A 25,826-nucleotide genomic window follows, 5' to 3' on the forward strand; every position below is an offset into this window, starting at 1 on the left:
GGTTACACAGTCGAGGCCGACTGCGGTTGCAGGTATTCCCGGAAGGTGTCCGGACCGCGGGTACCCTCACGGGCACCGACCAGTACTCCGCCGACGATCGTCGCGCCGACGCCGCGCAGGATGACGGCACCCTCGGCGAGGTGCTGACGCTTCGTCTTGCCGTACCGGGCGACGATCAGCGCGCCGTCCGAGATCGCGGACAGGACCGCGGAATCGGTGACCGGGAGCAGCGGGGCGCCGGCGAACACCACGTAGTCGAACCTGTCTCGCAGCGTCGCCACAACGGTTCTCGCGGTAGCCGAGCCGAGGAGCTCACTGGGATTCGCCGGCAGTGGACCGGACGGAAGCAGGGACAGGTGGTCGAACGTCGTGGTCCGGATCGCGTCCGCCAACTCGGCGTCGCCGCTCAGCACCGAACTCAGTCCGGCACCGGTAGCGCCCTGAATTCCCAGGGTCGACGCCACCAGCGGCTTCCTGAGGTCCGCTTCCACCACGCACACGGTCTGTCCCGCGGCCGCCAGGGCGACACCGAGGTTGAGCGCAGTCACATCCGAATCCTCACCCGGCGACGGACTCGCGACGACGATGACGTGCGGAGGGTTGGCCGCGTCGGCGAACTGCAGGTTGGTGCGTAACTGCCGGTACGCCGCCCCCAGCGGCGACGTGGCATCCGACATGTCCACGACGCCACGGGACAATTCGGTGTCGTCCGGTGTGATGCCGGTCAGGGGGGCACCGATCTGCCCCTCGACGGCGCGCCGGTCCTTCACCGTCGCGTCGAGCCAGTCGCGGATCACCGCGAGTGCGATGCCGAGCAGTAGACCGACCGCGAGTCCGAGAACCACGTTCCGGTTCTCCGACGTGGGCAGCGGATCCGTGGGAACCGTCGCGTTCTGTTCGATGGACACGCGGGCCGGCTTCGGGTCCGGGTCCTCCATCGTGATCGAGTACCCCGACTCCGCGGTACCGGGATTCGCCAGGACCTGTGGCGGCTGAGCATCCTTGTTGGCCGCCGCGGCCTCGATGTCGGTCGCCGCCAGTTCGTCCATCATCGACACGAACTGCGCCGACAGCGTGTCGGCGATGTCGCGCGCCCGTTCCGGCGATGTGTCCTGCACCTTCACGTGCAGCAGCAGTTCGGGCACCGGGGTCGCCTTCACGTTCGCGACGAGTTCGGCCGGCGTCATGTCGAGACCGAGTTCGTCGATCGTCCGCTGCGCCAGCTTCTTCCCGGTCAGCAACTCGGCGTACGTGGCGAGGCGGGGCTGCGTGGACGAGACGTACAGCAATGTCGACGTCTGATACACGGGCTTCGTGAACAACGTCGGAATGAAGGCGCCCAGCGTCACCACTACCACGGTGATCGCGACGAGCTTCCAGCGCTCCTTGACGATGCGCACATAGTCCTGGATGTCCACTTACACCCTCTCTTTCCGCTTCGCTTCACGATCCCGCAGTACCGTTCCGACCACTTTCAACGCCGCCTGCGACGTCATGTGCCAGTGCCCGCTGTCGATGACGTGCTCACTGATACTCCCTACAACGTAGGGCTCCCAGCCCGCCGCCGCGCGAGTAGCGCCCGACTCTTCCCGTCCCGCGGCGAAGAACACGACGTCACCGCGGAAGACACGGGGTTCGTGAGTCCTCGTCAACTCGTGGTGCCGCCCGGCCCCGCCGATCATTCGGTGGAGATGCGCGGGCGTGATCGCCGACAACGGGCCACCCAGCCTGCCCAGGAGGTTCACCGCGGCCTCGGGGGTGAGATCCGACACCGGGAATGGCAAGGAGTCCTCGAAACCCAGCCCGGCGAGCAGGTCCTCGGCACCGACCGGGAGCGCTTCGGGGGCGTGCTCCGTTCGACTGTCGAGCATCACCAGGATGGCGACTTCTTCGCCGACCGATTGGAGTTGGACGGCCATCGCGTGTGCCAGGACTCCGCCGAGGGACCAGCCCAGCAGGTGATACGGCCCGCCGGGCTGAATGCGGCGGATCTCCTCGACGTACCGGGCCGCGAGTTCCTCGAGCGACTTGGGGGCCGGCCCGTCGGCGGTGACGGCGGGCGACTGGAGCCCGTAGATCGGGTGCTCCGGATGGAGATGCGGGGCAAGCCCCGAATAGCACCATGACAGGCCCACGATGGGATGGACACAGAACAGGGGTGGCCGCGTACCAGCCGTACGGATCGGGAGGACGACGCCGAGCGCCTCCTCGTCGTCGGACTCCCCCGAGTCCATTCGCTGTCCGATCGAGTGGGGTGTCGGGTCGGACATCAGCGACCGCAGTGGGATCTCCACCCCGGTATCGGATGCCAGCCGGTTCAGTACCCGCACCGCAAGAAGTGAGTTGCCGCCCAGTTCGAAGAAGTTGTCGTCGGCACCGACCCGGTCGATGCCGAGCGCCTCACCGAACGCGGTCGCAACGGCGACCGCGGAGGCGGTCTCCGGCGCCCGGTAGCCGCGCGCTTCGAATTGCGGCGCAGGCAACGCCTTGCGATCGAGCTTTCCATTGGGACCCAGCGGAAATTCGTCGAGCACCACGATTCGTGTCGGCACCATGTACGACGGCAGAGCGTGCCTCGCCGCCGTCCTGAGCAGCTCCGGATCCAGCGCCCGATTCCCGTCGGCCCGCACGTAGCCCACGAGGTGCTCCCCCGCGCGCACGTCGTCGACCAATGCGACCGCCGCTCGCGACACCCCCTCCGCGCGCTCGAGCACCGTCTCGATCTCCCCGAGCTCGATCCTCAGTCCTCGCAGTTTGATCTGGAAGTCCGTGCGCCCCAGATGTACCAACCGCCCGGATCCGTCCCACTTCACGAGGTCTCCGGTGCGGTACATCCTGCTTCCGGCGGGCCCGAACGGATTCGCGACGAAACGACCCGCCGTGAGGTCCCCACGGCCGACGTATCCTCGGGCGAGTTGGGCGCCCGCGAGGTACAACTCACCTGCGATACCTGCTGGTACCGGCCGAAGACGCGTGTCCAGCACGAATACCTGTGTGTTCCAGACCGGGCCCCCGATAGGAACCGAGGCTTCCGGCCGTCCGGTGATTTCACAGGCCGTGGTCGTCACGGCCGCCTCCGTCGGTCCGTACGTGTTGTGGAACGCCCCGGGCGCGAACGCCAGAACATTCGCCGCAAGTGCGGGAGAGAGTTCCTCGCCGCCGGCGAACACGTGGCGCACCGAGGTGAGGCAGTCACCGTGCCCGTCCGCGAGGAAGGCCGCCAGGACCGAGGGAACGAAGTGCACCATCGTGATTCGCTGATGCCGGATCACCGAGGCGAGATAGTCGACGTCGCGGTGTCCGCCGGGCCGGGTCACCACGAGCCGGGCCCCCACACACAGCGGGAGCAGGCACTCCCAGACGGACACGTCGAACGTGGACGGTGCCCGCAGAATGCCTCGATCGTCTGCGGTGACGTGGTACTCGCTCCGGAGCCAGTGCAGCTGGTTCACAATGGCGTTGTGACTCACCGTCACGCCCTTGGGCGTACCCGTCGAGCCTGACGTGAATATCGTGTACGCGACGTTGTCCGGGCGCAGAGGTGCCACCCGGTCCGCGTCGGAGACCCGGTCCGGCCGGTAACCGGATACGTCTGCGGTGTCGATCTCGATGCGAGGGATGCCCGACATCGACGGCAACTCGACCGTCGACAGGGTCACCACCAGCCTCGGTGTCGACGCCTCGATCACGGCGGCAATACGTTCGGCGGGATGCTCCGGATCCACCGGCACGTATCCGGCACCGGCCTTCAGGATCGCGAGTATCGCGACGACCAGGTCGAGTGACCGCTCGACGGCCAGCGCCACCAGCGTGTCCGGTCCGATTCCGTGGCAGATGAGAAGCCGCGCCAGCCGGTTCGCGCGCTCGTCCAGTTCGGCGTACGTCACGACCTCGCCCTCGAAGACGAGAGCGACCGCGTCCGGTGAACGCCGAACCTGGACGTCGAACAGGTCGACCACCGTCTGCGGCCGGATCTCCACGGCCGTGCAGTTCGGCGTGACGAGGATGCCGGGCGCTTCCGCGTCCGTGAGCAGACCGATGTCGCCGACACGGCCCCGGGGATCTGCCGCGAAGACGTCGAGCACGTGCTCGAGCAGCCGTGCCACGCGTTCGGCTGTCGCAGCGTCGAACAGATCAGTCGCATAGGTGAGCCGACCCGACAAGCCGGCGGCTCTCCCCACTTCGTCGTATCGATCGGACAGGGAGAAATCGAGATCGAACTTGGTGACGGCAGCGTCGAAGTTCATCGGAGACAGTGTCAGCCCGGGCAACTCCCAGGTCGCGTCCACCTGGTTCTGAAACGCGAGCATGACCTGGAAGAGCGGCGAAAAGGACTGCGAACGCGGGGGGTTCATCCGTTCGACGAGCTGCTCGAACGGCACCTCCGAATGCGCCAGCGCACCGAGGTCGGTCTCCCGGACGTGTTCGAGCACGTCGGACAGCGTCTCGTCGGGGTCGATCCCGGTGCGCAGCACGAGGGTGTTGACGAACATCCCGACAAGTTCGTCGAGTTCGCGCTCACCTCGACCGGCGACCGCCGTGCCCAGCACGACGTCCGAAGAGCCCGACAGACGGGCGAGCAGAACCGCCAGGGCGGAATGCACCACCATGAAGAGCGTCGCATTGTGCTGTTGCGCAATCAGAGTGAGCTTTCGGTGGGTCTCGGCGCCGACATTCAGTCGCACGCTCGCACCCCGGTACGAGGCGACGGACGGGCGCGGCCGGTCGGTGGGCAGGTCGATAACGTCGGGAACGCCGGCGAGGGTGCGCGTCCAGTAGTCCAGCTGCCACGCTGCCCGGGAGTGTGGGTCGTCGCCGGAACCGAGTGTGTCACGCTGCCACAGCGCGAAATCGGCGTACTGGACGGGAAGCGCAGTCCACGTGGGCGCGGCTCCACGAGTACGAGCGTCGTACGCTGTGGCGACATCACGTGCCAGCGGCGCGAGTGAGAAGCCGTCCGCACTGATGTGGTGAACCGCCATCACCAGAACGTGATCGCGATCGTCCACCTTCAGGAGTCGTCCGCGGACCGGGGCGTCCACGGTCAGATCGAACCCCGCCGACAGGAACGAGAGCACCTCTCCGTCGACGGAGCGCTGCGGGACCTCCACGGGCGTGAAATCCAGCGATACGTCACCGACCGGCAGGACCAACTGGGCGGGAACACCGTCGAACGCGGGGAAGACGGTGCGCAACGATTCGTGACGGCCGAGCACGTCCCGCGCCGCGTTCCGCAGCGCGTCGACGTCCAGTGCACCGGTCAACCGCACGGCGAGCGGAAGATTGTAGGCGGGCGATTCCGGATCGACCCGATTCAGGAACCACAGTCGTTGCTGTGCCGGCGACAGCGGAATCCGGTCGGGCCGGTCTCCCGCGACGAGGGGAACCCTGCGGCCGGTCCCGGCCTCGGCATCGACCCTCGTCGCCAGCGCCTCCACCCGCGGCGACTCGAACAGCATGCGCACCGGAATGTGCGCGTCGACTGCGGCGCCCAGCCTGGCCGCCACCTGTGCAGCGATCAGCGAGTTGCCGCCGAGTGCGAAGAAGTCGTCGTCCAGACCGACGGATTCCACGCCGAGTACCTCGGCGAAGACCCCTGCCACCACTTGTTCCACCACCGAGTTCGGCGCCCTGAATTCGTGGGATTCCAGTACCGGCACCGGGAGTGCATCCAGATCGGTCTTGCCCGAGGCAGTGAGGGGGAACGCGTCGAGAACCACGATCGTGGTGGGAACCAGGTAGGACGGGAGGACCTGCGCGAGTGATTCCCGAACCACGTCGACGTCGAGGGAGCCGCGCGGCACCACATAGGAGACGAGGGCGTCGACGCCGATTGCGTTGGGACGCGACACGGTCACGGCGCTTTCCACGTCCGCGACGCGGGCGATCGCGACGTCGATCTCACCCGGCTCGATGCGGACCCCGCGAATCTTGACCTGCCTGTCGACGCGCGCGACGAAGACCAGTCGCCCGTCGGCGCGCCGATGGACCAGGTCGCCGGTTCGGTACATACGTGAGCCGTCTGCGGAGGCCACGAATCTGGACGCCGTCCGCTGCGACGCCCCCACGTATCCCCGCGCAAGACCCGCGCCGCGCAGATACAACTCTCCGACGGCGCCGACCGGGACCGGCCGCAGGCGTGCGTCGAGGACCACCGCGGTGGTGCCGGGAAGGGGGCCACCGATGGTCACCTGCTCGTCGACCTCCGCGAGGGTTGCGACGACGGTCGACTCGGTCGGCCCGTACGCGTTGAGCATCTTTCGCTCGCGACTCCACTCGGCGGCGAGTTCGGCGGTCAGCGCCTCGCCTCCGACTGCGACGACCCTGAGTGCGTCGAGTTCCGACGACTCCAGGGACCCGAGCACCGCCGGCGTCGACAGGTAGTGCGTGACACGCTGACCGGTCAGAACTCGCTGCAGGTCGGGCCCGGCATAGACGTCGGCCGGTGCCACCACGAGGCAGGCGCCCGAGCCGAACGCCAGGAGAATCTCCAGCATCGCAGCGTCGAATGTGGGGTTGTACCCGTGCAGGACGCGAGAATCCGTGGTCACGTCGTACCTGCGCACCGCCTCGTCGATCAGTGAGGAGAGTCCGCGGTGAGTGACCATCACACCCTTCGGGGCTCCGGTCGAACCGGACGTGTAGATGACGTACGCCAGGTCGTCAGGGCCCGCCGGTGCAGTTTCCGGGCGGGGCGAATCGAACCCACCGTCGGCGACGGTCAGCCACGAGACCCCCGGCGCGGCGGATGTGAATTCGTCGGTCTCCCTGGCAATTCCCACGTGGACCGCCGCTTCGGTCAAGACTGTCGACAGCCGCTCCGCCGGGTGCGTCGGATCGACGGGAAGGAAGGCAGCACCCGTCTTCGCGACCGCCCACAACGCGATCACGTAGTCGACGGACCGCGGTAGAGCCAGCGCGACAACGGTTCCGGCCCTCGCGCCGCGACGAACCAGCTCGTGGGCGAGGGAATCGGAGACCTGTGCGAGCTCCCGGTACGACAGCGTCACGGTGCCGTCCGTGAGCGCAGGGAGGCCGGGGTGCGCGTCCGCGGTCGTGGACAGCATGTCCGCGAGAGTCCTTGCCTCCATCGCTGTTCCGCCGACGAGGTCGGCAGCGCCCGGCAACGGGACCTCGCCGATCGTGGCGTCCGGGTCACCGGCGACCGCCCCGAGCAACGGGACGAACGCCGCCGCTAGCGACCGCACGGTCCCGCCGTCGAAAAGAGCGGACGAATAGGTGATCGATCCGGTCAGCGATTCCGGTTCGCCGTCTGTCCCGGCAGTGACGAACGCGAACTCGAGGTCGAACGGCGACGTCCGGTCGATCGTGTCCGTACCGGACCGAAGGGACAGGACCACCTGCGGCCTGCGACCGCCGAACAGTTCGCCCTCGGGGTCGAACGGGACATCGGCGTATTCGAAGGCTGCGGAATCGAACTCGTGGACCTGCCCGAGCAGCGTCGTAAACGTCACGTCCCGGTCGACGCTTGCGCGCAGGGGCAGGACGTGCGCGCGCCCCGTTCGATTCACCAGCCCACCGACGACGATGTCACTGTGGCCGCCGAACGACGCGAGCAGCACCGCCAGCGCCCCGTGGAGAACTTCGAACAGGGAAGTCCCGTGGTCCCGGGCCAGGTCTCTGCAGCCGTTCCCGGTTTCGGCCGGAACGGAGAATGTGTACACGTCCCGGCCGCCGTCACCGCGTCCGGCGAGATCCGTCGGCAGCGGTGCGGCGGAACCCACACTTCGAAGGGCCCCGGCCCACCACGCGATACCGTCGTGCACCGCGGAGTCCTCGGGCGGCGAGACGTATTCGAGAAGGTGGTCGTCCGTCCACCTGGCCAGGTCGCCCGTGCGATACATCCGTGCGTGTTCGGACTCGAAAGGATTGGCCACGAATCGGGCAGCGGTGTCGGCTGGACGGCTCGCGTAGCCACGCCCGATGCCGGCCCCCGACAGGTACAGATCGCCGACGACGCCGACCGGTACCGGCTTCAGCGTCCGGTCCAGCACCACAGCGGACACTCCCGCGATCGGTCGTCCGAGAGACTCGGGCGAGGCGGGTGTTCGTTCCTCCGTGGCCGTCGCCCACAGTCCCGAGTCCCCCGGTCCGTACAGGTTCAGCACGGTCCGCCCCGCGCCCCAGCGCGACACCAGTTCTGCGGCGTAGGTGCGGCCGGTGAGGGCCAGCACCTCGAGTCTGTCGAGTCCGGTCGGGTTCGTCTCGGCCGGAGCCGAGGGCCCTGAGGCCCAGTGCGTCACACGTTCGCGGCGCAGAAAGCGGGACAGCTCTTCTCCGCCGCGTAGATCGCCGGGTGCGATCACCAAGGTTCCGCCGCAGACCGCGGCGACGAGCGCGTGCAGGGCCTGACCGCACGACCGGTGACCGGCCATCAGGATGCGGGAGTGCTCGTCGGCGCGATACACGCGGACGAGCGCCGCGGCGCGAGCGGCCAGCGCCCGGTGGCTGATCGTCACCCCACGGGATCCGGCGACGGAGCCGTGCACCACGCAGGCGGTGTGATCGAGCGCCAGAGTCCGAACCCGATCGGAATCGGCGATCGGCGTCGCATCACCGGGCTGATCCGTCACGTCGACCCAGTCGATGCCCGCCGGCACGTCGGACTCATCCACGGCGAGGACGGCCACCGCACCGGAATCCGTGAGCAGATCTTCGATCCGCTCACGGTCGACGTCAGGGTCGAGCGGAACGGCGGCGGCCCCGCATCGTGCGACCGCCCACACGGCGACGACCTGTTCCAGCGAGGCGGGCACGAGGACTACGACCGCATCCTCCGGGCCGATCCCACGATCGATCAGTCGGCGCGCGAGCCGGTTGGACCGATCGTGGAGCTCCTGGTAACCGGTATCGACTCCCGCGGCACGAACGGCGACACCACTCGAGTCGGCGGTCGCGTCCAACAGCTCCGGCAACGTCACCGCGGCGGCGGGGGCGGGTCCGCTGGCGGGAACGAGGGAGTCGTGTTCGCCGCGGGTGAGCAGCGCCGCGTCGCCGACCTCGCCCACAGGCGCAGCGGCGACGAACTCGGTGAGGAAGGACATGAAGCGTGCATGATGGCGCGCGAGTTCGTCCTGCTCGTACAGAGCCGGATTGGCTTCGAAGTCGACACGAATGCTGTGCCCGGTCACCGCCGGGTAGATGGCGAGTGTGAGGTCGTCGACGGGCCCGGCGGTGAGGACGGTGAACTCTCCGAGAACATCACCCCACCAGGTCTCCTGATGAAACATCATGATGTTCACCATCGGGCCGAAACTGCTGCGGCCGTCCGAGTTCACCCGCATGTCGTGGAGGATGTCCTCGTAACGGTACCGCTGATGACGGAGAGCGCCGGTCAGTTCCAGCTGAACTCGGCGGACCACGTCCTCGATACTGCTGCGCGGGTCGATTCGGATCCGAAGCGGAACGACGTTCGCCACGCTGCCGCCCGACCGCCGCGCCGCGGCCGTCGTCCGTGCCGAAACGGGCAGACTCAGGACGATGTCGGTGCTACCGGTCATTCGAGCGAGATACGCCGCGAACGCGGCCACCACGACCGGCACCTCCGACGAGTGCCACCGGCGGGCGAGTGCGCCGATGCTGTCGGCAAGCTCGGTTTTCATCACCGCACTCTCGAGGAGCGACACGGCCGCGGGATACGCCTTCTCGTCGGTCAGCCGGGCCGGTTCGGGAAGCCCTGCGGTCCGTTCGGCCCAGTACTCGCGATCGAGCTGGAATCTGCGGGTGGCCGGGTATTCGTCCTCGGCTTCGTAGAGTTGACGCAGGTGAAGCGCTTTCGACGGCGGCGCCTTGGTGCGCCGGACGGCGTGCGTGTAGAGCTCCGCGACGCGGTTCATCAAAACCATTGCGCCGTAGCCGTCGAGAATCAGATGGTGCGCGAACGTGGTGAGGAAGTAGTGATCGTCGCCTACGTGCAGAAGTTCCGCAGAGATCAACCTGTCGCGATAGACCTCCAGGGGCCTGCGCCGCCGCTCGTGCATTCGCCGGTGGGCCTCGGCCACCGGGTCCTGGTGCAGTCGCAGATCGACGTACCCGAGTTCGTCCTCGATCGTTTCGTCAGCCAACTGATATGGCTCGCCCGCGTATTCGACGAGGCGGATGCCGGGCGACTCGATATCGAACGATCCCTGCTCGGAGGCCCATTTGAGTGCGCCGACGTCGACGTGGCCCCGAAGTTCGACATATTGGGCCACCAGGATCGGCACGGTCGGGTCGAGTTGCTGTGCAAACCACAGCCCCTTCTGCGCATGCGAGAGTGGAAAGGCTCGCGCGTCGCGGTCACCGGCATCGTCACGCATACGCACTACATTCCCCCCAGCCACAGTTTTGAAGAACCCGATCCAAGCGGCACTACACCTATGGGTGTCGAAGAGTCCGTATCGGAAACCATACTCGGATACCGCCCTGGTTCAATTCGTTCGGTGCACGCCGCGACTTATGTCACAGATATCCTTTCGCACAGACAGAATAGGAGCCGCACTGCATGGGCACGAACGACAAGAGCGTTTCGCACGAGGAAGATTCACCCGTCACCGGGCCCGCGAGACGCCGTCGGCGATACGTACTCGCGGGTACAGGAATCCTCGCACTGGCCGTCGTCGGCTGGTTCGGATACTCGGCCTGGGACGTTCAGCACAACCTCACCGGAGCCAGGAACAACGCCCAACTTGCCAAGAATTCGCTACTGAGCGGCGACACCGAAGGCGCCCGGAATGCGGCCGCCGAAGCCGCCGATCAGGCGGAGAATGCGCAGGTCAGCCTGCATTCTGCGCCGTGGCGTCAGCTCGCCGGAATACCCGGGGTCGGTGCCCCTTTCGGGTCGATCCAGAAGATGTCGGACGTCGTAGTCGGACTCACGCGGGACGTGCTCGCTCCCGCGGTGGAGACCGGGACCGCACTGTCTCCGGGAGACCTGATCTCGGACGGCGGGAAGGTGAAACTGCAACCACTTCGGGACGCCGCTCCGGCCTTGAAACAGACGTCTCTCGCCGCACGCGCGCTCGCCGATCAGGCACACCAGGTGCCGGACGCGGGCTACCTCGGACTCGTCGACGACGCGCGTTCGGAGCTGCAGAACCAGACCGATGATGTCGCGAAACTGTTGAAGAACACGGCAATCGGGGCGGACATCCTCCCCGCAATGCTGGGTGCGGACGGACCACGCAACTACTTCATGGCGTTCCAAACCAACGCCGAGGCGCGTGGAACCGGCGGTCTCGTAGGTGGATACGGGATCATTCGCGCGAACGATGGTGAGGCACACGTCGATACGCTCGGAAAAAACACTGAAGTTTCTTACGAGCACCAGCCACTGAACCTGGGGTCTGATTTCAACGGGCTTTACGGGAGTTACAACCCGTCGACCGACATCCGAAACAGCAATCTCAGTACCCACTTTCCTTACGCCGGGCAGATTTGGCAATCACTGTGGGAACAGGAATCCGGGGAAAGGGTCGACGGGGCCATCGCCACCGACCCTGTCGCACTAAGCTACGTGCTCGGCGCGGTGGGACCGATCACCATGCCGGACGGCGAGGTGGTCGACGCCGGGAACGTCGTCGAGCTCACCGAATCCACCGCATACATTCGGTACGCGGGGACGAGCGATACCGAGATCGTCGCCAACAACGTCGCCCGCAAGACCTACCTCCAGACGATTGCAGCGAAGGTGGTCGAGAAAATGACCGGCAACATCGAGTCGCCTGCACTGCTCCTCGACGCAGTCGGCAAGGCGGTGAACGAGCGACGGATCGCAGTGTGGAGCGCGCACCCCGAGGAACAAGCCATTCTCGCCGGCACCCCGTTAGGACACACGGTGCCCGAGGACGATGCACCGTATGCGAGCGTCGTCGTCAACAACAACGCGGGCAACAAGCTCGACTACTACCTGAGCCGGGAAATCGACTACACCGCATCGACCTGCACCGGTGACACCCGCACCTCGGAAGTGACGGTGCGTCTCACCAACAATCTCCCGGCAGGCGACTATCCACGCTATGTTGCAGGCACCTACAACAACCGCCAGGTCCCGCCCGGGACCAACGTCGCGATGATCTCCCTGCTCGCAACACGAGGGGCGAAACTGAACAAGGCCACGGTCAACGGCAAGCCCGCGTTCACCGTCAGCGGCAACGAACTCGGGCACCCCGTGTTCAGCATTCCGACCACCGTGCCCCGGGGCGAGACCGTGGAACTGCACTACGCCTTGACGGAGCCTGCGGCGCCCGGTGCGGCGCGCGTACCTGTCCAGCCCCTCGTGGACGACCCGAAGGTCAGCGTGAACGTCACCGCCTGCGGCGGCTGACACTCGCACTGCCGTCCCTCCCTCCAACAGTCGAAGAGGATTCATGAAGAAGTCGGTCGCCATTCTCGGAACTCGCGGTTACCCCAGCTACTACGGCGGTTTCGAGACACTCGTCCGTCAATTGGCGCCGTATCTCGCCGAGCACGGGTGGTCGGTGACCGTCTACGGCAGAGAGGACTCCACCCGCACGGACGACCCCCTCGCCGATCCGCGGATCGACACCGTGGTCACCCGCGGCATGGATTCGAAGTCACTCAGCACGCTCTCGTACGGCCTCACCTCGGCAGCGCACGCGTCGCGGCGCCGACCCGACGTCGCGTTGATCATGAACGTGGCCAACGGGTACTGGCTCCCGCTCCTGAAGGCACGGGGGATTCCCACCCTGATCAACGTGGACGGCATCGAATGGGAACGCGCCAAGTGGGGTGGGCTGGCGAAGTCGGTGTTCAAAGGCGGCGCCCATCTCACCGCCAGGCTGGGCGACCGGCTCGTCTACGACTCGAAGGAACTCGAACGCCGGTGGTCCGACGAGTTCCGGCGCGACGGGCTGTTCATCCCTTACGGCGGCACCGTCCCGCCACAACTCGATCCGGTCGAGGGTTTCGATACCCGGTCGTACGCTCTGATGGTCGCCCGCTTCGTCCCCGAGAACACGGTCGGCGAGTTCTTCTCCGCCGCCCAGGACTTGAGCGACGAGTGGGACGTGGTCATCGTCGGATCTTCGGGTTACGGGGGCGAATTCGACGCCAGAGCGGCCGAACTCGCGGCGGGCAACGAGCGCATTCACTGGCTGGGCCACGTGAGTGACGACGACAAATTGTTCGCCCTCTGGCAGCACGCCGGGGCCTACTTCCACGGTCACAGTGTGGGAGGTACCAATCCCGCGCTGGTTCAGGCCATGGCGTGCGGGGCACCCACAGTGGCCCGCGACACCGTCTTCAACAGGGAGGTGCTCGGCACCGCCGCACGATTCGTCGAGCCGGACAGCGACGCCATCGCCCATGGGATGGCGGAGGTCCTGTCGGATCATGAACTACAGAACACGCTGAGCACCAGAACACTCGCACGACAGGCCACCGACTACACGTGGGAAGGGGTGTGCGCGGCATACCACGAAGCCTTGCTCGACCTCGCCCGGTGAGGCCGCGGATTGGTCAGGCTCGGCGCAGCAGACGCGCCACCGACTCCGTGAAATCCGAAGTCCGCAATCGCAGATTCCCGAGCGGCACGTTCAGCGACACCAGAAGGATCGCGAGCAGGAGCAGGTAGGACACCGACGATGCCGCCGCGGCGCCCACCGCACCGAACGGCGGCCCCAGCACGAACAGAAGTCCGATGCCCGTAGCCAGGGCGACGATCTGCGCGATCGTCATGCGCACGCCTCGCCCTTCGGCCGCGAGGGCCATCGAGCACACGTAAGCGGCGAGCATCGCACCGCCACCGATCGTGCCCACCACGGCCGCTCGGACCGCCGGTTCGAAGGCGTCGCCGAACACGATCGGGATCCCTACGTACGACGCTGCCGCGAGAACGGGCGTACTCAGCAGGGCAAGAGCGACACCGACCCTCGCGGCCTCCGCCTTCAGCTTCGCCCGCTCCGCACCCTCGGTGCGGGCGACGAGCGGAAAGAACGACGCCCCCAGCGCTTGCCCGAGTGCGAGCGGAACGGCCGCCACGGTCACCGCGACGGAATACATACCCGCCTGCGCGGCGCCGAGCAGCGGCAGGGCGAGAACCTGGTCGAGCCTGCTCGACGCGGATTCTGCGACCGCGCTTCCCGCGTATCGCACCGCACCTCTCCGTAGCGAGCCCAGCGGGTGATACTCGCCCCGGACGGACGTCTTCGTCAGCGTCAGAGCCACGGCGAACGTCCCCACCGTTCCCGCGACGTTCGCTGCCAGAACGGTTGCCGTCGTCGCGAGTCCGAGGATCCACCACACCGACACGAGGGAGACGTAGATCGCCGGGTAGGTAAGTCGCACGACCAGAACCGCCCTGTAGCGGAGGTGTGCGATCAAAACGCTGCTGTCGCACATCCAGCTCATCGCCAGCGGACTGACGGCTAGGCCCACCGCGGCCACGACCCGCGCCGAGTCCTCGAGATCCGCGAACAACGTCAGCGCGGCAACGACCGCGACCGGCACCGACAACAACACGCTGAGAGCACAGAAGACCCGCGCGCTGCGCAGGACTGCCTTACCGTCCGTCGTCGCCGCCACTCTCCGCACCTCGAGCGGAATCCCGAACGCGAGAACGATGGGCACGATGAAGAACAGAGCGATCGCCGCCGCCGTCTCTCCCCTGCCGTCCGGACCGATCGCCCGCGCGACGATGGGTGCGCTGAGAAGCGAAAGCGCGGCGGCCCCGAGATTCCCCACCACCAGTTGCACCGGGGAGTCCGCGACCACGAGCGTGCGGAGCCGTGCGGCCGCCGTCATCGGACACCGTCTCCGAGGCGGTCCAGGGTGGCGCGGCAGTCCGCCGGCGCGAGTTCCCAGGGACGGGCATCGAGCAGCCCCCGGCGCTGATCGTCCGTGAGCCGCTCGGCGATCTGGCGCGCGGGAGTGCCCACCACGACCGCGAAGTCGGGCACGTCCCTGGTGACCACGGCACCCGCTCCCACGACGGCACCGATCCCGATTCGCCGGCATCCCGGCAGAATCGTCACATTGGCACCGATCCACGACTCGTGCCCGATCTCGCACCCCGTCCGCTCCACGTCGGCATCCGCCGGAACGAGTCCGAGCGCGGGGTTGTACCAGTACGGGTGCATGCTGAGGGAGTCGACCGGGTGCGCCGCACCGAGCCTGCGCACGTTGGGGCCGATGGACACGTAGGACCCGATGACGGTATCCCTGTCTGCCATTCCGGGTTCGAGCAGTGACCCGTAGGAATAGTTTCCGACTCGCACGCCGTAGTGCCGGTCGAGGATTGCGCGGAGTGAGAGTGACGTGAACTGTCCGCCTTCACTACGCGCGACCAGTGCGAGAAATCGTCGTTTCAGCGGCAGTGCCGCGAAATGCCGGGCCACGAGCCGTCCGCACCAACCCTGCTGCATCTCCGTCGGCACTGTCGATCCACCCATCTTCTCGAACCCCGTCCGCTCAACCCGAAATGGTACGGACGAACGTGCCTGCCGCCGACCGCAGCGCAGCAACGGGGGTGCGGGCCGCGAGTGCGAGCAGACCGTATCCCGTGTACCGGGGAACGCGCCTTCCACCCGCCAGCCGGCCGAGCAACCTGCCCGCCAGGGTCAGCTTGCGGCCGACCTGCAGCGGTTGCACCGGCACAACGCTGTCGATGGCGATCTCTTCGAGGTGCAGTATCCCGCGGCGCTCAGCGTCGAGCAGCAACTCGTGACCGCGACGGGTGCGGGCGATGGCGACGGACACGCCGTCCGCATCGTCGAAGACCGGATAGCCGCGCTCGTCGCAGCGCCAGTAGTCACCGACGGCGATGTCCGCGTGTCCTCCGGTTCCGTCGACGCAGAGCTTGCACCGCCATTGGAGTCTGCGGCCCAGATGTTGCCCCCACGACTCGTCGTACGACAGTTCCCGCACGTCCGATTCCGAGTGGACCGCAAACGTTCCGGGCCATCCGTTGCCGCGGTAGCGCAGCGCCGTGACCCCCTCCGTCGTGAAGCCCAGTTCCTCGACGAGAGTGTCGGTCGCCTGCTGGCTGGGGGTGCCGGCGCAGAAGAACGACAGCAGGATCGGATGGTTCGCCTGCGACGCGCCGGTGGCGTCGAAGTATTGCCGGGCGGCTGTCGCCTCGCAGGGTTTGCCGATGAGTGCAGTATCGGCGGCCCCGGCCGCCAGCAACGGGATATTGCTGACCGGCGCATAGCGCGATCCCGCCGCCCGCAATGCCTGATCCTTCGAGACGATCTGGATCGGCACGCTGCGCGTCGGACCGCCCCCGGGGCTGCTGCCGATGACCGACTTCGTCTGTCCCGTCTCCACCAGCCACCCGGCAAGGGCGGTGAGAACGCCGCCGCTGCTACCCGACTCACGGACGTTCTCGTCGGTGGCCCACGCCTTCCACACCGAGACGTGGCGGCCGAAGACGGCATGGGCGGTGCCGCCCGGCAGTTCGGGTGCGCGGACCCGCTTTCCCGGACACGTGGCGTCGAACAGCGCACGCTCTTCGCGATCGGTGCCGGGATCGCTCGCGACGGCGGTGAAGGACGGGCGCATGTATCCCGCCGCGTCCAATTGCATCTCGATGCGGGACGACACCAGCGTGCACCCACCGCAACCGGTGCAATTTCCGTTCACTACTACCCGACGGACGGCATCCTCGAGGGTGCGGGTCACGCCGTCCCCACCGTCTGCAGGGAGGCGACCGCGGCACTCAGGCGTTGCTCCGCGAGGTCGTGAACCCCCTTCACCTGGTCGCCGACATCCGCGGCCTTCCGAGTCGTGATGACCTGCGCCGTCACCTCGCCCGGGTTCTGCTCGTGCGCGAGGTCGACACTCAGATCCCAGCCGAGGTCGGACATCAGGGGTGCGAACTTTCGCGAGTACGCCCACGGAATGGCGGGTGTGCCCATCGACAGCGCGTTGAGGCACGCATGCATCCGCGCGCCGACGACCCACTCCGCCGAGCCCACCGTGTTCCTGACTTCGTCGAGCGTGCGGGGAATCACGACCTCCAGCCCGGAACGGAACTCGGAGTCGAGGTCCCGGACGGCCGCCACGTCGTCGTCGACGCTGACCGCATCCACGACGTGCGCGAGCAGGCTCACCTGCCGTCCCGCCGAGCGCAACTCGCCGAGCAGGGAGCGCACGGAGTTGCGGTAGCCGGCGGAGTCGCCGTGCCGATCCGAGAACCACAGCAGGCCCGACACGTTGACCACCACGTCCCGCGACTTCGGGACCTCGGTGCGCGGCAGTGCGAACACGACGTCGGTCGCGCGCGCATCGACGGGTCTGCCGAGCGTCGCCGAGTACTCGGCACTGACGTCGTCGCGGGACTGCACGACCGACGCTCTGTCGAGGCAGTACTTCCCGCCCCGCCGTCCCGCTGCCGTGGTGAACGGACCTATCGTCTGCGGTCCCATCGCGACGGGTATCCCGAGTTTCGCGGCCGACCTGCTGGCGTACACCATGAACGCGTGGCGCTTCAGCCCGTAGATGTCGGTGAAACTGTCTCCCGCGCCCGAATCGAGGATGACGTCGTACTCGCGGAGCTTCGTCTTGATCGGCCCGTTCCGTCGACCGAAATCGCGCGCGATCGATCGGGTGGTGAACGAGACGGGAGAGTCTCCCGGCATGTAGTTCTGGAACTCGACGACGGTCTCGGGTCCCCAGGCGCGGGTCGCCAGTTCGGCGAGACCCCGTGCCAGCACCTGCACACCGAAATTGGCCGATCTGGTGTCCGCCCAGAGTACGAGTACCTTCGTCATGTGTCCGCCCCTGTCAGTTGCGATTGTCGATCGTGGCGGAATCGCGGTTCGGGTTGTTCCTGCCGTGTCGCTCCGGTGAGGGAGACCATCCCGATGAAGAACCACAGCAGCGCACCGAACTGAGTGATCAGTGCGACCGTGAAGAGAGCGGGCACGACGGCCGCCACGCCGATCATCGGCGGCGTCGCGGTGCGGGTGATCACGCGGACCGCAAGCCACACCGTACCGAGGATGGCCGCGGCGGCGACGAAGAGGCCGAAACTCAGACCCAGCAGCACGAACGTGCTGTCGATCGATTTGAAGCCGCTGAAATAGGGAACTCCGTCCGATTCGACGTATCCGTTCGCGATTCCCATCGGATTCATCGTCGGGATCAGGCCGTTCAGTTTCGATCGGTACTGGGCGCTGTCCTCGGCCTCCGAACCGGCCTGTTCGAAGATGCCGACGATCCAGGGACTGGCCAGCGCTGCGCCGACGACACCGCCTGCGAGAACGAGCATCCCGCTCCGCGATTCGCTACGGCCCCTCATGAAGAACAGTGTCAGGACCACGGCGAACGCGGCGCTGATCATGCCCGAACGGCTGAACGAGACCACCGCGGCGGCGAGCATCAGCGCGATGCACACCACCTTCACACGTGTCCGGAACGTCGTGGCGAATACGATCGGGATCGCGAGTGCGACCGAGTTGGCCAGTGCGATGGAGTGCCCGAACGCCCACTCCGATCGGACGATTCCGCCCCGTAACTGGGAATGCCCCCACAGGCGGTATTGCACCGTCGCATTCGCCAGGTCGTAATACGGGTTCCAGCGCAGGACGAATTCGGCCACCGCGCACACCGCGACGACGGTGAAGAGAACAGCGATGACGCGATAGGTGAACTCGGTGCCCACGCGCTGAACCAATAGCCTGCCGACCAGGAAGGACAGCAGCCACTGCGACAACGCACTCGTCACGTCGCCGGGCCGCGCCCACCCGACCACGACGAGAATCGCGCAGCACGCGAAGAAGACGAGGATGCACACGTCGATCTTGTTCGGCTCCCACCGATTGAAGAGCAGCATCGCCCCGAGAACCAACACCGACATCAGCGCGGTCGGCGACAGGTAGAACGGGTCGGTGGCGCCGAACCAGAACGGGACGAAGCACACGACCAGGAGCCACAGCGTCAGCGCGATCCTCGGTTGGCGGCTGCACAGAACCGAGATCGCGATACCCGCAAGCACCGCGAGTGTGATCGTGGTGCCGACCAGGGACGGCAGGAGCAACGCGAGGACGAGGATCCCGGGGACGAGGCACATGGACGGCGACAGCCGGTCCACCGCGTCACGTACGGGCAGACTCACGATCGATCACCTCCCTGGCGGTGTCCGTCGTCGCGCTCGTCGGCACCCGCAGGAGGTCCCGCGCATACCAGGAGAACTTTCGGGACTCCTCCCGCCAGGACTGCCGGCGGGACGGGTCCTGCACGGCTTTCACGCGGTACGCCGCCGAACGGGCGAGCAGTCCGCCACCGACTGCGCACTTCCACGCCAGATTCTGGATGCGCGAACGCGAGAGCCTCCACTTGTACAGGTCGTACAGATTGACCACCCATGCCGAGTTCGGCCTGCTATCCCCCGACGGCGCCGAACTCTCGCCGATGGTGTGCACACCCGACGCCTCGGCGGACATGACGATCCGGTGGCCCGCCTCCTGGACACGCAGGCAGTACTCGAGATCCTCCGCATACATGAACCAGCGCGTGGTCAACCCACCCAGTTCCCGCCACAGGTCGGCATGCGTCATCAGACAGGCCCCGGAAACCCAGTCGACGTCCCTGCTGACGAACGAGTTCCGCTTCAGCAGGTAGAGACCCTCGACTGCCCCCGCCGTCGACGACAGTCGCGACAAGCCGTAGTAGTGGCAGACGACGCGCCACAGGCCCGGCCGGCGACCACCCTCGCGGATGGTGAGGCGATTGCCCGGCTTCTCCAGGACGGGGGCGGCGATGCCTGCGCCGTCGTCGAGAACCCGGCTGAGCGCGCGCACGTCGGCTGGGGCGATGCGGGCGTCGGGATTGAGCAGCAGCAGATGCTCGCCGCGCGCCTGCGCTGCGGCCGCGTTGACTCCCCGGGCGAAACCCAGATTCGCGGAATTGCGGACGATGCGCGCACGGGGAGCGACCCGCTCGACCGTGTCGAGAGTGCCGTCGTGCGAGTCGTTGTCGAGGACGACGATCTCGATGTCCGGCTCGTCGGCCAGCGGCCGAAGGCACGGGCCGATCACGGCAGCGCTGTTGAACGTGACGACCAGCACCGAGACGCGGATTCTCTGTTCCTCGCTCATGCGCTCTCACCACCCATCTCGCGCCTGCTGCCGACCACCCGGGCGGGTGAACCGACGGCCACACTTCCCGGCGGAAGATCAGCGGTCACCACGGACCCCGCGCCGACAACCGACCCGGCGCCGATGGTGACCCCGGCGACGACGACCACCCCCGCTCCGAGCCAGCAGTCGTCGCCCACGGTTACCGGCAGCCTCGCTTCACCCTGGAGACGGATGGGGATGTCCTCATCGTCGTATATGTGATTCTCACTGACGATCACCACATTCGGGCCCAGCAGGCAGTCGCGTCCGATCACGACGCCGCCCTGACCCCAGACGGTGTTGTACATACCCACGGCGGTCCGGTCGCCGATCACCACTCCGGTCCCGGGGTTCGCGATCACCCCCGATGCCGCGATGGTCGCGCCGCGCCCCACCGTGACGTTGTCGCCCAGTTCGATTCCGTTCCGGGAAAACGCCTCGACCCGGACGTCGTCACCGAGGCAGACGCCCCTGCCCATACTGAGGAACGCTCCGCCCGTGACCGTCACGCGTCGTCCGCGGAAGTGCAGGGTGGACACACCCGCATAGCGGGCCCCGAGCACCAGACCGCGCGCGGCCTCGATTCCCTTGCGTACCGCGAATCCCGCCATCACCGACGTGGGTACGTCCGCGGGAAGTTCCCGTCCACGCAGGTGCAGGTACGCGTTGCCGAGCAGGCTGACCGTCACCGCGTCGCACCGACGATCGAACCGGAGACGTGACGCAATTCTTCACGGAGCACTCGAATCACTTCCGGCCAGTCGTCGTGTGCCGATTCCCGGTGGGCAGTCGGTCGGGGACCATCCGTTCCGGCCTCCGTTAGTGCCGCCATGGCGGCGGCGATCCGTCCCACGTCGAGCGGGTCGACGTAGGTGGCGTCCGCTCCGAGTGTTTCGCGGAAGACCTCCAGGTCGCTGACGAGCACGCGTGCGCCGAACGCCCGAGCCTCCACGGGCGGCAGCCCGAACCCCTCGCCGAGAGACAGGCAGCAGAAGTAGTCGCAATTCTCGTAGAGCCACCGCAGTTCACCGTCGGACAGGCGCCCGGTGAAGATCACGCTGCCGTCGTCGACCGCGGCGCGGGAGGACGGGTCGACAGGCGCAGTCTTACCGGAGGCTTCGCCGACCACGACCAGCGGGTACTCCGGGGTGATCAGCCCGGAGTTCACACCCGCGTCGATGATTCGCTGGACGTTCTTGCGCACATTGAGCCGGCCCACCGTGAGCACGAATTCGGCCGTGCGCGGGACTGCGGGCGGCGACACGGATTCGGCGGACAACAGTCCGCGTGCCACGCCGAGTCCGGAGGCCGCGACCCGCCCGAGGTCCGGGTTGTGGGTGCGAATCCGCACCCGCTCCGCCTCGGAGGACGTGACCACGGAACCCGCGCGGCGCGCGAGCCGGGGAATGAGGGACAGGTATGCGCGTTCGACTCGCGTGAACCACTCCGGGTTCGACTGGAACAACACGTCGTGCACGTACACGACGGACGGCGATCCCACCGGGGAAAAGTTCTGCGCCAGCACGGCATCGACGTCGCCGATCCTGCGCGCGACGAACGGCAATTCCACGCTGTTGATCAGTGGATGAACCCTCGTACGAGTGGGAACGACGCGAACGCCGTCCGGGACAGTTGCTCTCGCCGATGCGGCCCGCCCGGCCGGAACGGCCAGAAACAACTCGTCTCCCGGATAGGATTGCGCCCATTGGCCGATGGCCTCCCTGAGGACCAGTCGGCCGGAGGGCGGTCCGTCGACCCACCAGTACCCGTCGAGCAACACCCGCATGTCAGTACGCGCCGTCACTCGCCACCACAGCCCTCAGAGTCTTCGCGATGATCAGCATGTCGCCAACCATCGACCAATTCTCCACGTACGACAAATCGAGTCGCACCGATTCCTCCCACGACAGGTCCGAACGCCCGCTCACCTGCCACAGTCCGGTGACTCCGGGTTTGACGAGAAGTCTGCGGTGGACGTCTCCGTCGTACGCCTCCACTTCCCGGTGCAGCGGCGGACGCGGTCCGACGATACTCATATCGCGTCGCAGCACGTTGACGAACTGCGGCAGTTCGTCGATGCTGAACCGGCGCAGCACACGTCCGACCCGCGTCACGCGGGGGTCTTCACGTAATTTGAACAGAATCCCGGCACCCTCGTTGCGTTCCATGAGCGACGCGACCTGCGTGTCCGCGTTCTGCACCATCGAGCGAAACTTCAACATCTGGAACGGCTTCCCGTCGAGACCCATCCGTTCGGACCGGTATAACACCGGCCCCCTGCTGGTCAGCTTGACTGCCACCGCGGCGGCGAACATCACCGGACTGACCAGGACGAGCGCGAACAGAGCGAAGGCGATGTCGAACGAAGTCTTTCCGAACTTGCTCGCGCCGTGGTAGCTCGGCTTCTCGACGTGGATCAGTGGCAGACCGGCCACGGGTCGAATCTCGAGGCGCGGCCCCGACACGTCCATCATCCCCGGCGCTACTACGAGATCGACCTCGTGATTCTCGAGATCCCACACCATCTGCCGCAATCCGTGGTGTCCGAGATGTTCGGTGGCCGTGACCGCGACGGTGTCTGCACCCGATTCGCGCAACGCGTCCACCACATCGTTTTCGCTTCCCAGCACCGGGATGGGCCGGCCGCCTACCGTGATGTGCTCGTCCACTCGTCGGGAATGACCCGGAATACATGCTCCCACCACGAGAAAGCCGTCCGCGGTGCCACGATCGAAGGACTCGGCGAGGCTACGCACCGAATGATGGGCACCGACGGCGAGAACGGATGTCCGGAAGTGTCCGTGTGCCCTCTTGTACGACACCACACGACGCCACATCCACCGGCTGACCAGCAGTCCCAACAGCCCGGCCGGAAGCGCGATCGCGAGATAGAGGCGGGCGAGGTCGAGCCTGGCGAGCAACGCTGCGATGGCGATGATCCCGAACAAGCGCATCGTGGCGGTCGCGATCCGCCGGTACTCCTCCGGTCCGCTACCGATCACTCGCGGCGACCGGGCATGGAACACGGTGAGCATTCCCAGCCACATGGCGACCAGTGCTGCGGAAATGAGTGTGTAGCTGACGTTGTCGAGAGACTGCGACTGCACCTGGGCGTCGGAGCCTCCGAATCTCCACCACTGCGCCGTGGCGACCGCGGCCGTCACGACCAGGGCGTCGGTGACCGCGAGACGCCGGATGTACGTAGTCTGCCAGCGGCGACGAACGACGCCGTGAACATCCCCGACCACGTGGGGTCCGAGATTGGAGGCATGTGCGTCCACCGCGCTACGAACGGTCGAACTGGACGCCATTCTCTGCTTCGCCTCCGGATCAAGCTCTCGGGGTTCGGAACTTGTATGTGGTGTTATTGCCGTGATGATGATTGCAGACCGGACGGTCTCCTGCTCACTCTGTGGCAATCTTCACCACATCGACGCGAATACCGGCGAGTAGCAACAACTTCTGATCCACTGGCCCCCTCACGGTGAATCGATGAACGAGCCGACCTCGCGCTCCGAACCCATGCGGAAAACCGGTCCCATATCCAGTTTTCAGATCATTTCAGTACCACCGTCGCGCGATATCACCGCATACCAATCCAGTTGCCCACGCGGATACGTTGCTGCCGGACAACTCTCGTTCGTCACACGCACGGCCATGTTCCCTTGTAGCGTCATGCACGAACGTCCCATTTGTGCCTATTCGAGACTTCGCCCGCCACGCCGCACCGAAAGATTCGCCGATGCCCGTTGCAGTACCTGTCCGCTCACACACTTCCCGACTGCTCGCCGTGTTCGCCGCGTGTGGGCTGACGTTGTTGTCGCTGCCGGTGGCGCATGCGCAGGATCCAGTTTCCGCGGAGATCGAACCGCAGCCCAGTGGGGCTGTGTCGCTGGATTCGCGGACGCTCGGGTTCGGTGAGGCGGTGCCGTTCCGCGGCAATCACGACGAGGTGACCATCACGGTGCCGGTCCCGCAGGGACTGACGCCGACGTCGCTCGACGGGGTGGTAGATCTTCCGGGCAATGTGGGGCGGGCGTGGATCGATGTCGAGTCCGCGGGTCGTTCGCTCGGCCGGGTGGATCTGCCGGGGGCACCTGCCCAGAGTGCGCCGGTGTCGATTCCCCTCGCGGGCGCGGAGTTGACCGATCAGGCGGTCGCGGTGACCCTCCGTACGACGCTGGTGCCGCTGGACGGCGTCTGCCCGCAGGACTGGACGGGACGCAGCCTGACGTTCCGCGACGTCCGCGCCGCGTACAGCGGGACGCCCGCGAACCCGACGGTCGTCGCGGACTTCCTGCCGCCGGTCCTCCAGCAGTTGCACCTCTACGTTCCCGGCGATCCCAGTTCGGCGGAGAGTGCGGCGGCCGTCGACCTCGGCGCGGCCGTCGTCGCCTATTACGGCGCGCAACCGGTGCGGGTCGACGTGCGGCGTCTTCCCGACGGACAGTTGACGCCGACGGCCGCCGACAGCCCGTTCGAGCGTTCCGTGGTGATCCGCGAGAGCGGCACCGCCGGGACCGAGTTGATCCCGGCCCCCACAGGTCCCCCGGCTCTGCGGCTTACCGGCGACGAGCGCACCCTGCTGAACCAGAGCCGGCTGATCACCAGCCAGGTGGCGAGCATCGCGGTGGAGGCCCGCGCGACGGCCGGCTCGATGGACAACCCGCCGATCCTCGCCCCCACGTCGACCACGCTGCGCGGGCTCGGCCAGACCAACCTCAGCTCCACCGCGCACGGCCGCGTCGACGTCGCGCTCGGACTCGACCAGACCCGGCTCGGCCGGGCCTCGGACACCGTGCGAGTCAACCTGCAGGGCACGTACACGCCGCTGCCGAGCAATCAGAACGGCCTGATCTCCGTCTCCGCCGGCGACCGGCAGGTGGCCAGCTGGGCAGCCGAACCCAGTGGTGCGATCGACCGGTGGATCGACGTGCCGAACGACGCGCTGCGCCGGGTCACCACCCTCACCGTCGCCCTGCAGACCACGGGCGCGACCAACCAGTGCGGACTCGAACAACCCGTCACCCTGTCGATCGACCCCGACAGCGAGGTCACCAGCGAACCGTCGGGCACCCCGCATCCGGGTGGCTTCGAGTCGCTGCCGCAGTCGTTGCTGCCGAGCGTCGACGTCGCAGGAACCGTCGGCGGATTCGACGACACCGCACGCGCCGTGGCCGTGGTGACGGGACTGCAGTCGCTGACCACCGTCGAACTCGACCCGCATTGGGTCTCGATCGACGAGGCCGTCGGTTCGGAGTCGCCCGCCATCCTCATCGCGGCCGACGGGAATCTGCCGGACGGCGTCCCGCTGCCCCTGTCGAGCACCGAGGACTCCACGTTCGAACTGACCGATCCGGGGACCGACGGCTCCACCACCGTCACGTTCGGCGCACCGATCGACTTCGCGTCACTGCAGACCGCGTTCGACGGCACCCGGCAGGTGGTGGTCGCCGGATCCACCGGTGTGCCCGGCGAACTCGACCGGACGCTCGAATGGCTGCGCGCGACACCGGATCGCTGGGCGAGTCTGAACGGTGACATCCTCTTCACCGCCGCGAACCGCGACCCCGTCGAACTGTCGATACCGGACACCGCGGGGAGTGCGGGCTCGTCCGGCGTCTCCACGACGGTCGGGTGGGTGCTCGGTATCGCCGGCATCCTGCTGCTGGTGGGCATCGTGATCGCGGCGGCGGTCGTGATGCGTCATCGCCGGACCCGTCCGCTGCCACGCTGAGCGGCTCT

General features: G+C 67.0%; 14 protein-coding genes. 3 read left to right on the forward strand and 11 right to left on the reverse strand.

Annotated features, from left to right (window positions below; all coding sequences use genetic code 11):
• Window positions 1–2: 2 nt before the first annotated feature.
• Entirely contained in the window at window positions 3–1,418 is a 1,416-nt protein-coding gene (locus JWS13_RS14530) for a tyrosine-protein kinase domain-containing protein (protein ID WP_206006208.1), read from the reverse strand.
• Window positions 1,419–10,319, reverse strand: a complete 8,901-nt coding sequence (locus JWS13_RS14535; RefSeq protein ID WP_206006210.1) for a non-ribosomal peptide synthetase — start codon at window positions 10,317–10,319, stop codon at window positions 1,419–1,421.
• A gap of 185 nt (window positions 10,320–10,504) precedes the next feature.
• Here JWS13_RS14535 and JWS13_RS14540 point away from each other — a divergent pair, with 185 nt between their 5' ends.
• Complete coding sequence (locus tag JWS13_RS14540) at window positions 10,505–12,325, forward strand: DUF4012 domain-containing protein (RefSeq protein WP_206006212.1); 1,821 nt, start codon at window positions 10,505–10,507, stop codon at window positions 12,323–12,325.
• Window positions 12,326–12,368: 43 nt separating this feature from the next.
• Entirely contained in the window at window positions 12,369–13,466 is a 1,098-nt protein-coding gene (locus JWS13_RS14545; protein ID WP_206006213.1) for a glycosyltransferase, read from the forward strand.
• Between the two features lie 13 nt (window positions 13,467–13,479).
• On the opposite strand, the gene JWS13_RS14550 is transcribed toward JWS13_RS14545, so the two are convergent.
• From JWS13_RS14550 to JWS13_RS14590, 9 genes are read right to left on the reverse strand one after another with little or no spacing between them, the layout of a single operon-like run.
• Window positions 13,480–14,763 (reverse strand): oligosaccharide flippase family protein, encoded by a 1,284-nt coding sequence (locus tag JWS13_RS14550; protein WP_206006215.1) that lies wholly within the window; start codon window positions 14,761–14,763, stop codon window positions 13,480–13,482.
• On the reverse strand, window positions 14,760–15,410 hold the full coding sequence (locus tag JWS13_RS14555) for an LbetaH domain-containing protein (RefSeq protein WP_241032193.1): 651 nt from the start codon (window positions 15,408–15,410) through the stop codon (window positions 14,760–14,762). The genes JWS13_RS14550 and JWS13_RS14555 overlap by 4 nt, the downstream gene beginning before the upstream one ends.
• A 19-nt stretch (window positions 15,411–15,429) precedes the next feature.
• Window positions 15,430–16,641 (reverse strand): Coenzyme F420 hydrogenase/dehydrogenase, beta subunit C-terminal domain, encoded by a 1,212-nt coding sequence (locus JWS13_RS14560; protein ID WP_206006217.1) that lies wholly within the window; start codon window positions 16,639–16,641, stop codon window positions 15,430–15,432.
• A complete protein-coding gene (locus JWS13_RS14565; RefSeq protein ID WP_206006219.1) occupies window positions 16,638–17,732 on the reverse strand; it encodes a polysaccharide pyruvyl transferase family protein in 1,095 nt (364 codons plus the stop codon). The genes JWS13_RS14560 and JWS13_RS14565 overlap by 4 nt, the downstream gene beginning before the upstream one ends.
• Window positions 17,729–19,078: a hypothetical protein gene (locus JWS13_RS14570; protein WP_206006221.1), complete on the reverse strand. Its 1,350-nt coding sequence runs from the start codon at window positions 19,076–19,078 to the stop codon at window positions 17,729–17,731. Before JWS13_RS14570 ends, JWS13_RS14565 begins: the two co-directional genes overlap by 4 nt.
• Window positions 19,059–20,060, reverse strand: coding sequence for a glycosyltransferase family 2 protein (locus JWS13_RS14575; RefSeq protein ID WP_206006222.1), 1,002 nt, complete (start codon window positions 20,058–20,060; stop codon window positions 19,059–19,061). The genes JWS13_RS14570 and JWS13_RS14575 overlap by 20 nt, the downstream gene beginning before the upstream one ends.
• Window positions 20,057–20,770, reverse strand: coding sequence for an acyltransferase (locus tag JWS13_RS14580; protein WP_206006224.1), 714 nt, complete (start codon window positions 20,768–20,770; stop codon window positions 20,057–20,059). The genes JWS13_RS14575 and JWS13_RS14580 overlap by 4 nt, the downstream gene beginning before the upstream one ends.
• Window positions 20,767–21,885 (reverse strand): glycosyltransferase family 4 protein, encoded by a 1,119-nt coding sequence (locus JWS13_RS14585; RefSeq protein ID WP_241032194.1) that lies wholly within the window; start codon window positions 21,883–21,885, stop codon window positions 20,767–20,769. The genes JWS13_RS14580 and JWS13_RS14585 overlap by 4 nt, the downstream gene beginning before the upstream one ends.
• Window positions 21,869–23,392 carry a sugar transferase gene (locus JWS13_RS14590; protein ID WP_206006226.1) on the reverse strand — a complete coding sequence of 508 codons (1,524 nt, stop codon included), beginning with the start codon at window positions 23,390–23,392 and terminating at the stop codon, window positions 21,869–21,871. The genes JWS13_RS14585 and JWS13_RS14590 overlap by 17 nt, the downstream gene beginning before the upstream one ends.
• A 431-nt stretch (window positions 23,393–23,823) precedes the next feature.
• On the opposite strand from JWS13_RS14590, the gene JWS13_RS14595 reads away from it, so the two are divergent.
• Window positions 23,824–25,818, forward strand: a complete 1,995-nt coding sequence (locus JWS13_RS14595; RefSeq protein WP_206006228.1) for a hypothetical protein — start codon at window positions 23,824–23,826, stop codon at window positions 25,816–25,818.
• The last annotated feature ends 8 nt before the right edge of the window (window positions 25,819–25,826 follow it).

This window comes from Rhodococcus pseudokoreensis (genome assembly GCF_017068395.1).
Taxonomy (GTDB): domain Bacteria; phylum Actinomycetota; class Actinomycetes; order Mycobacteriales; family Mycobacteriaceae; genus Rhodococcus_F; species Rhodococcus_F pseudokoreensis.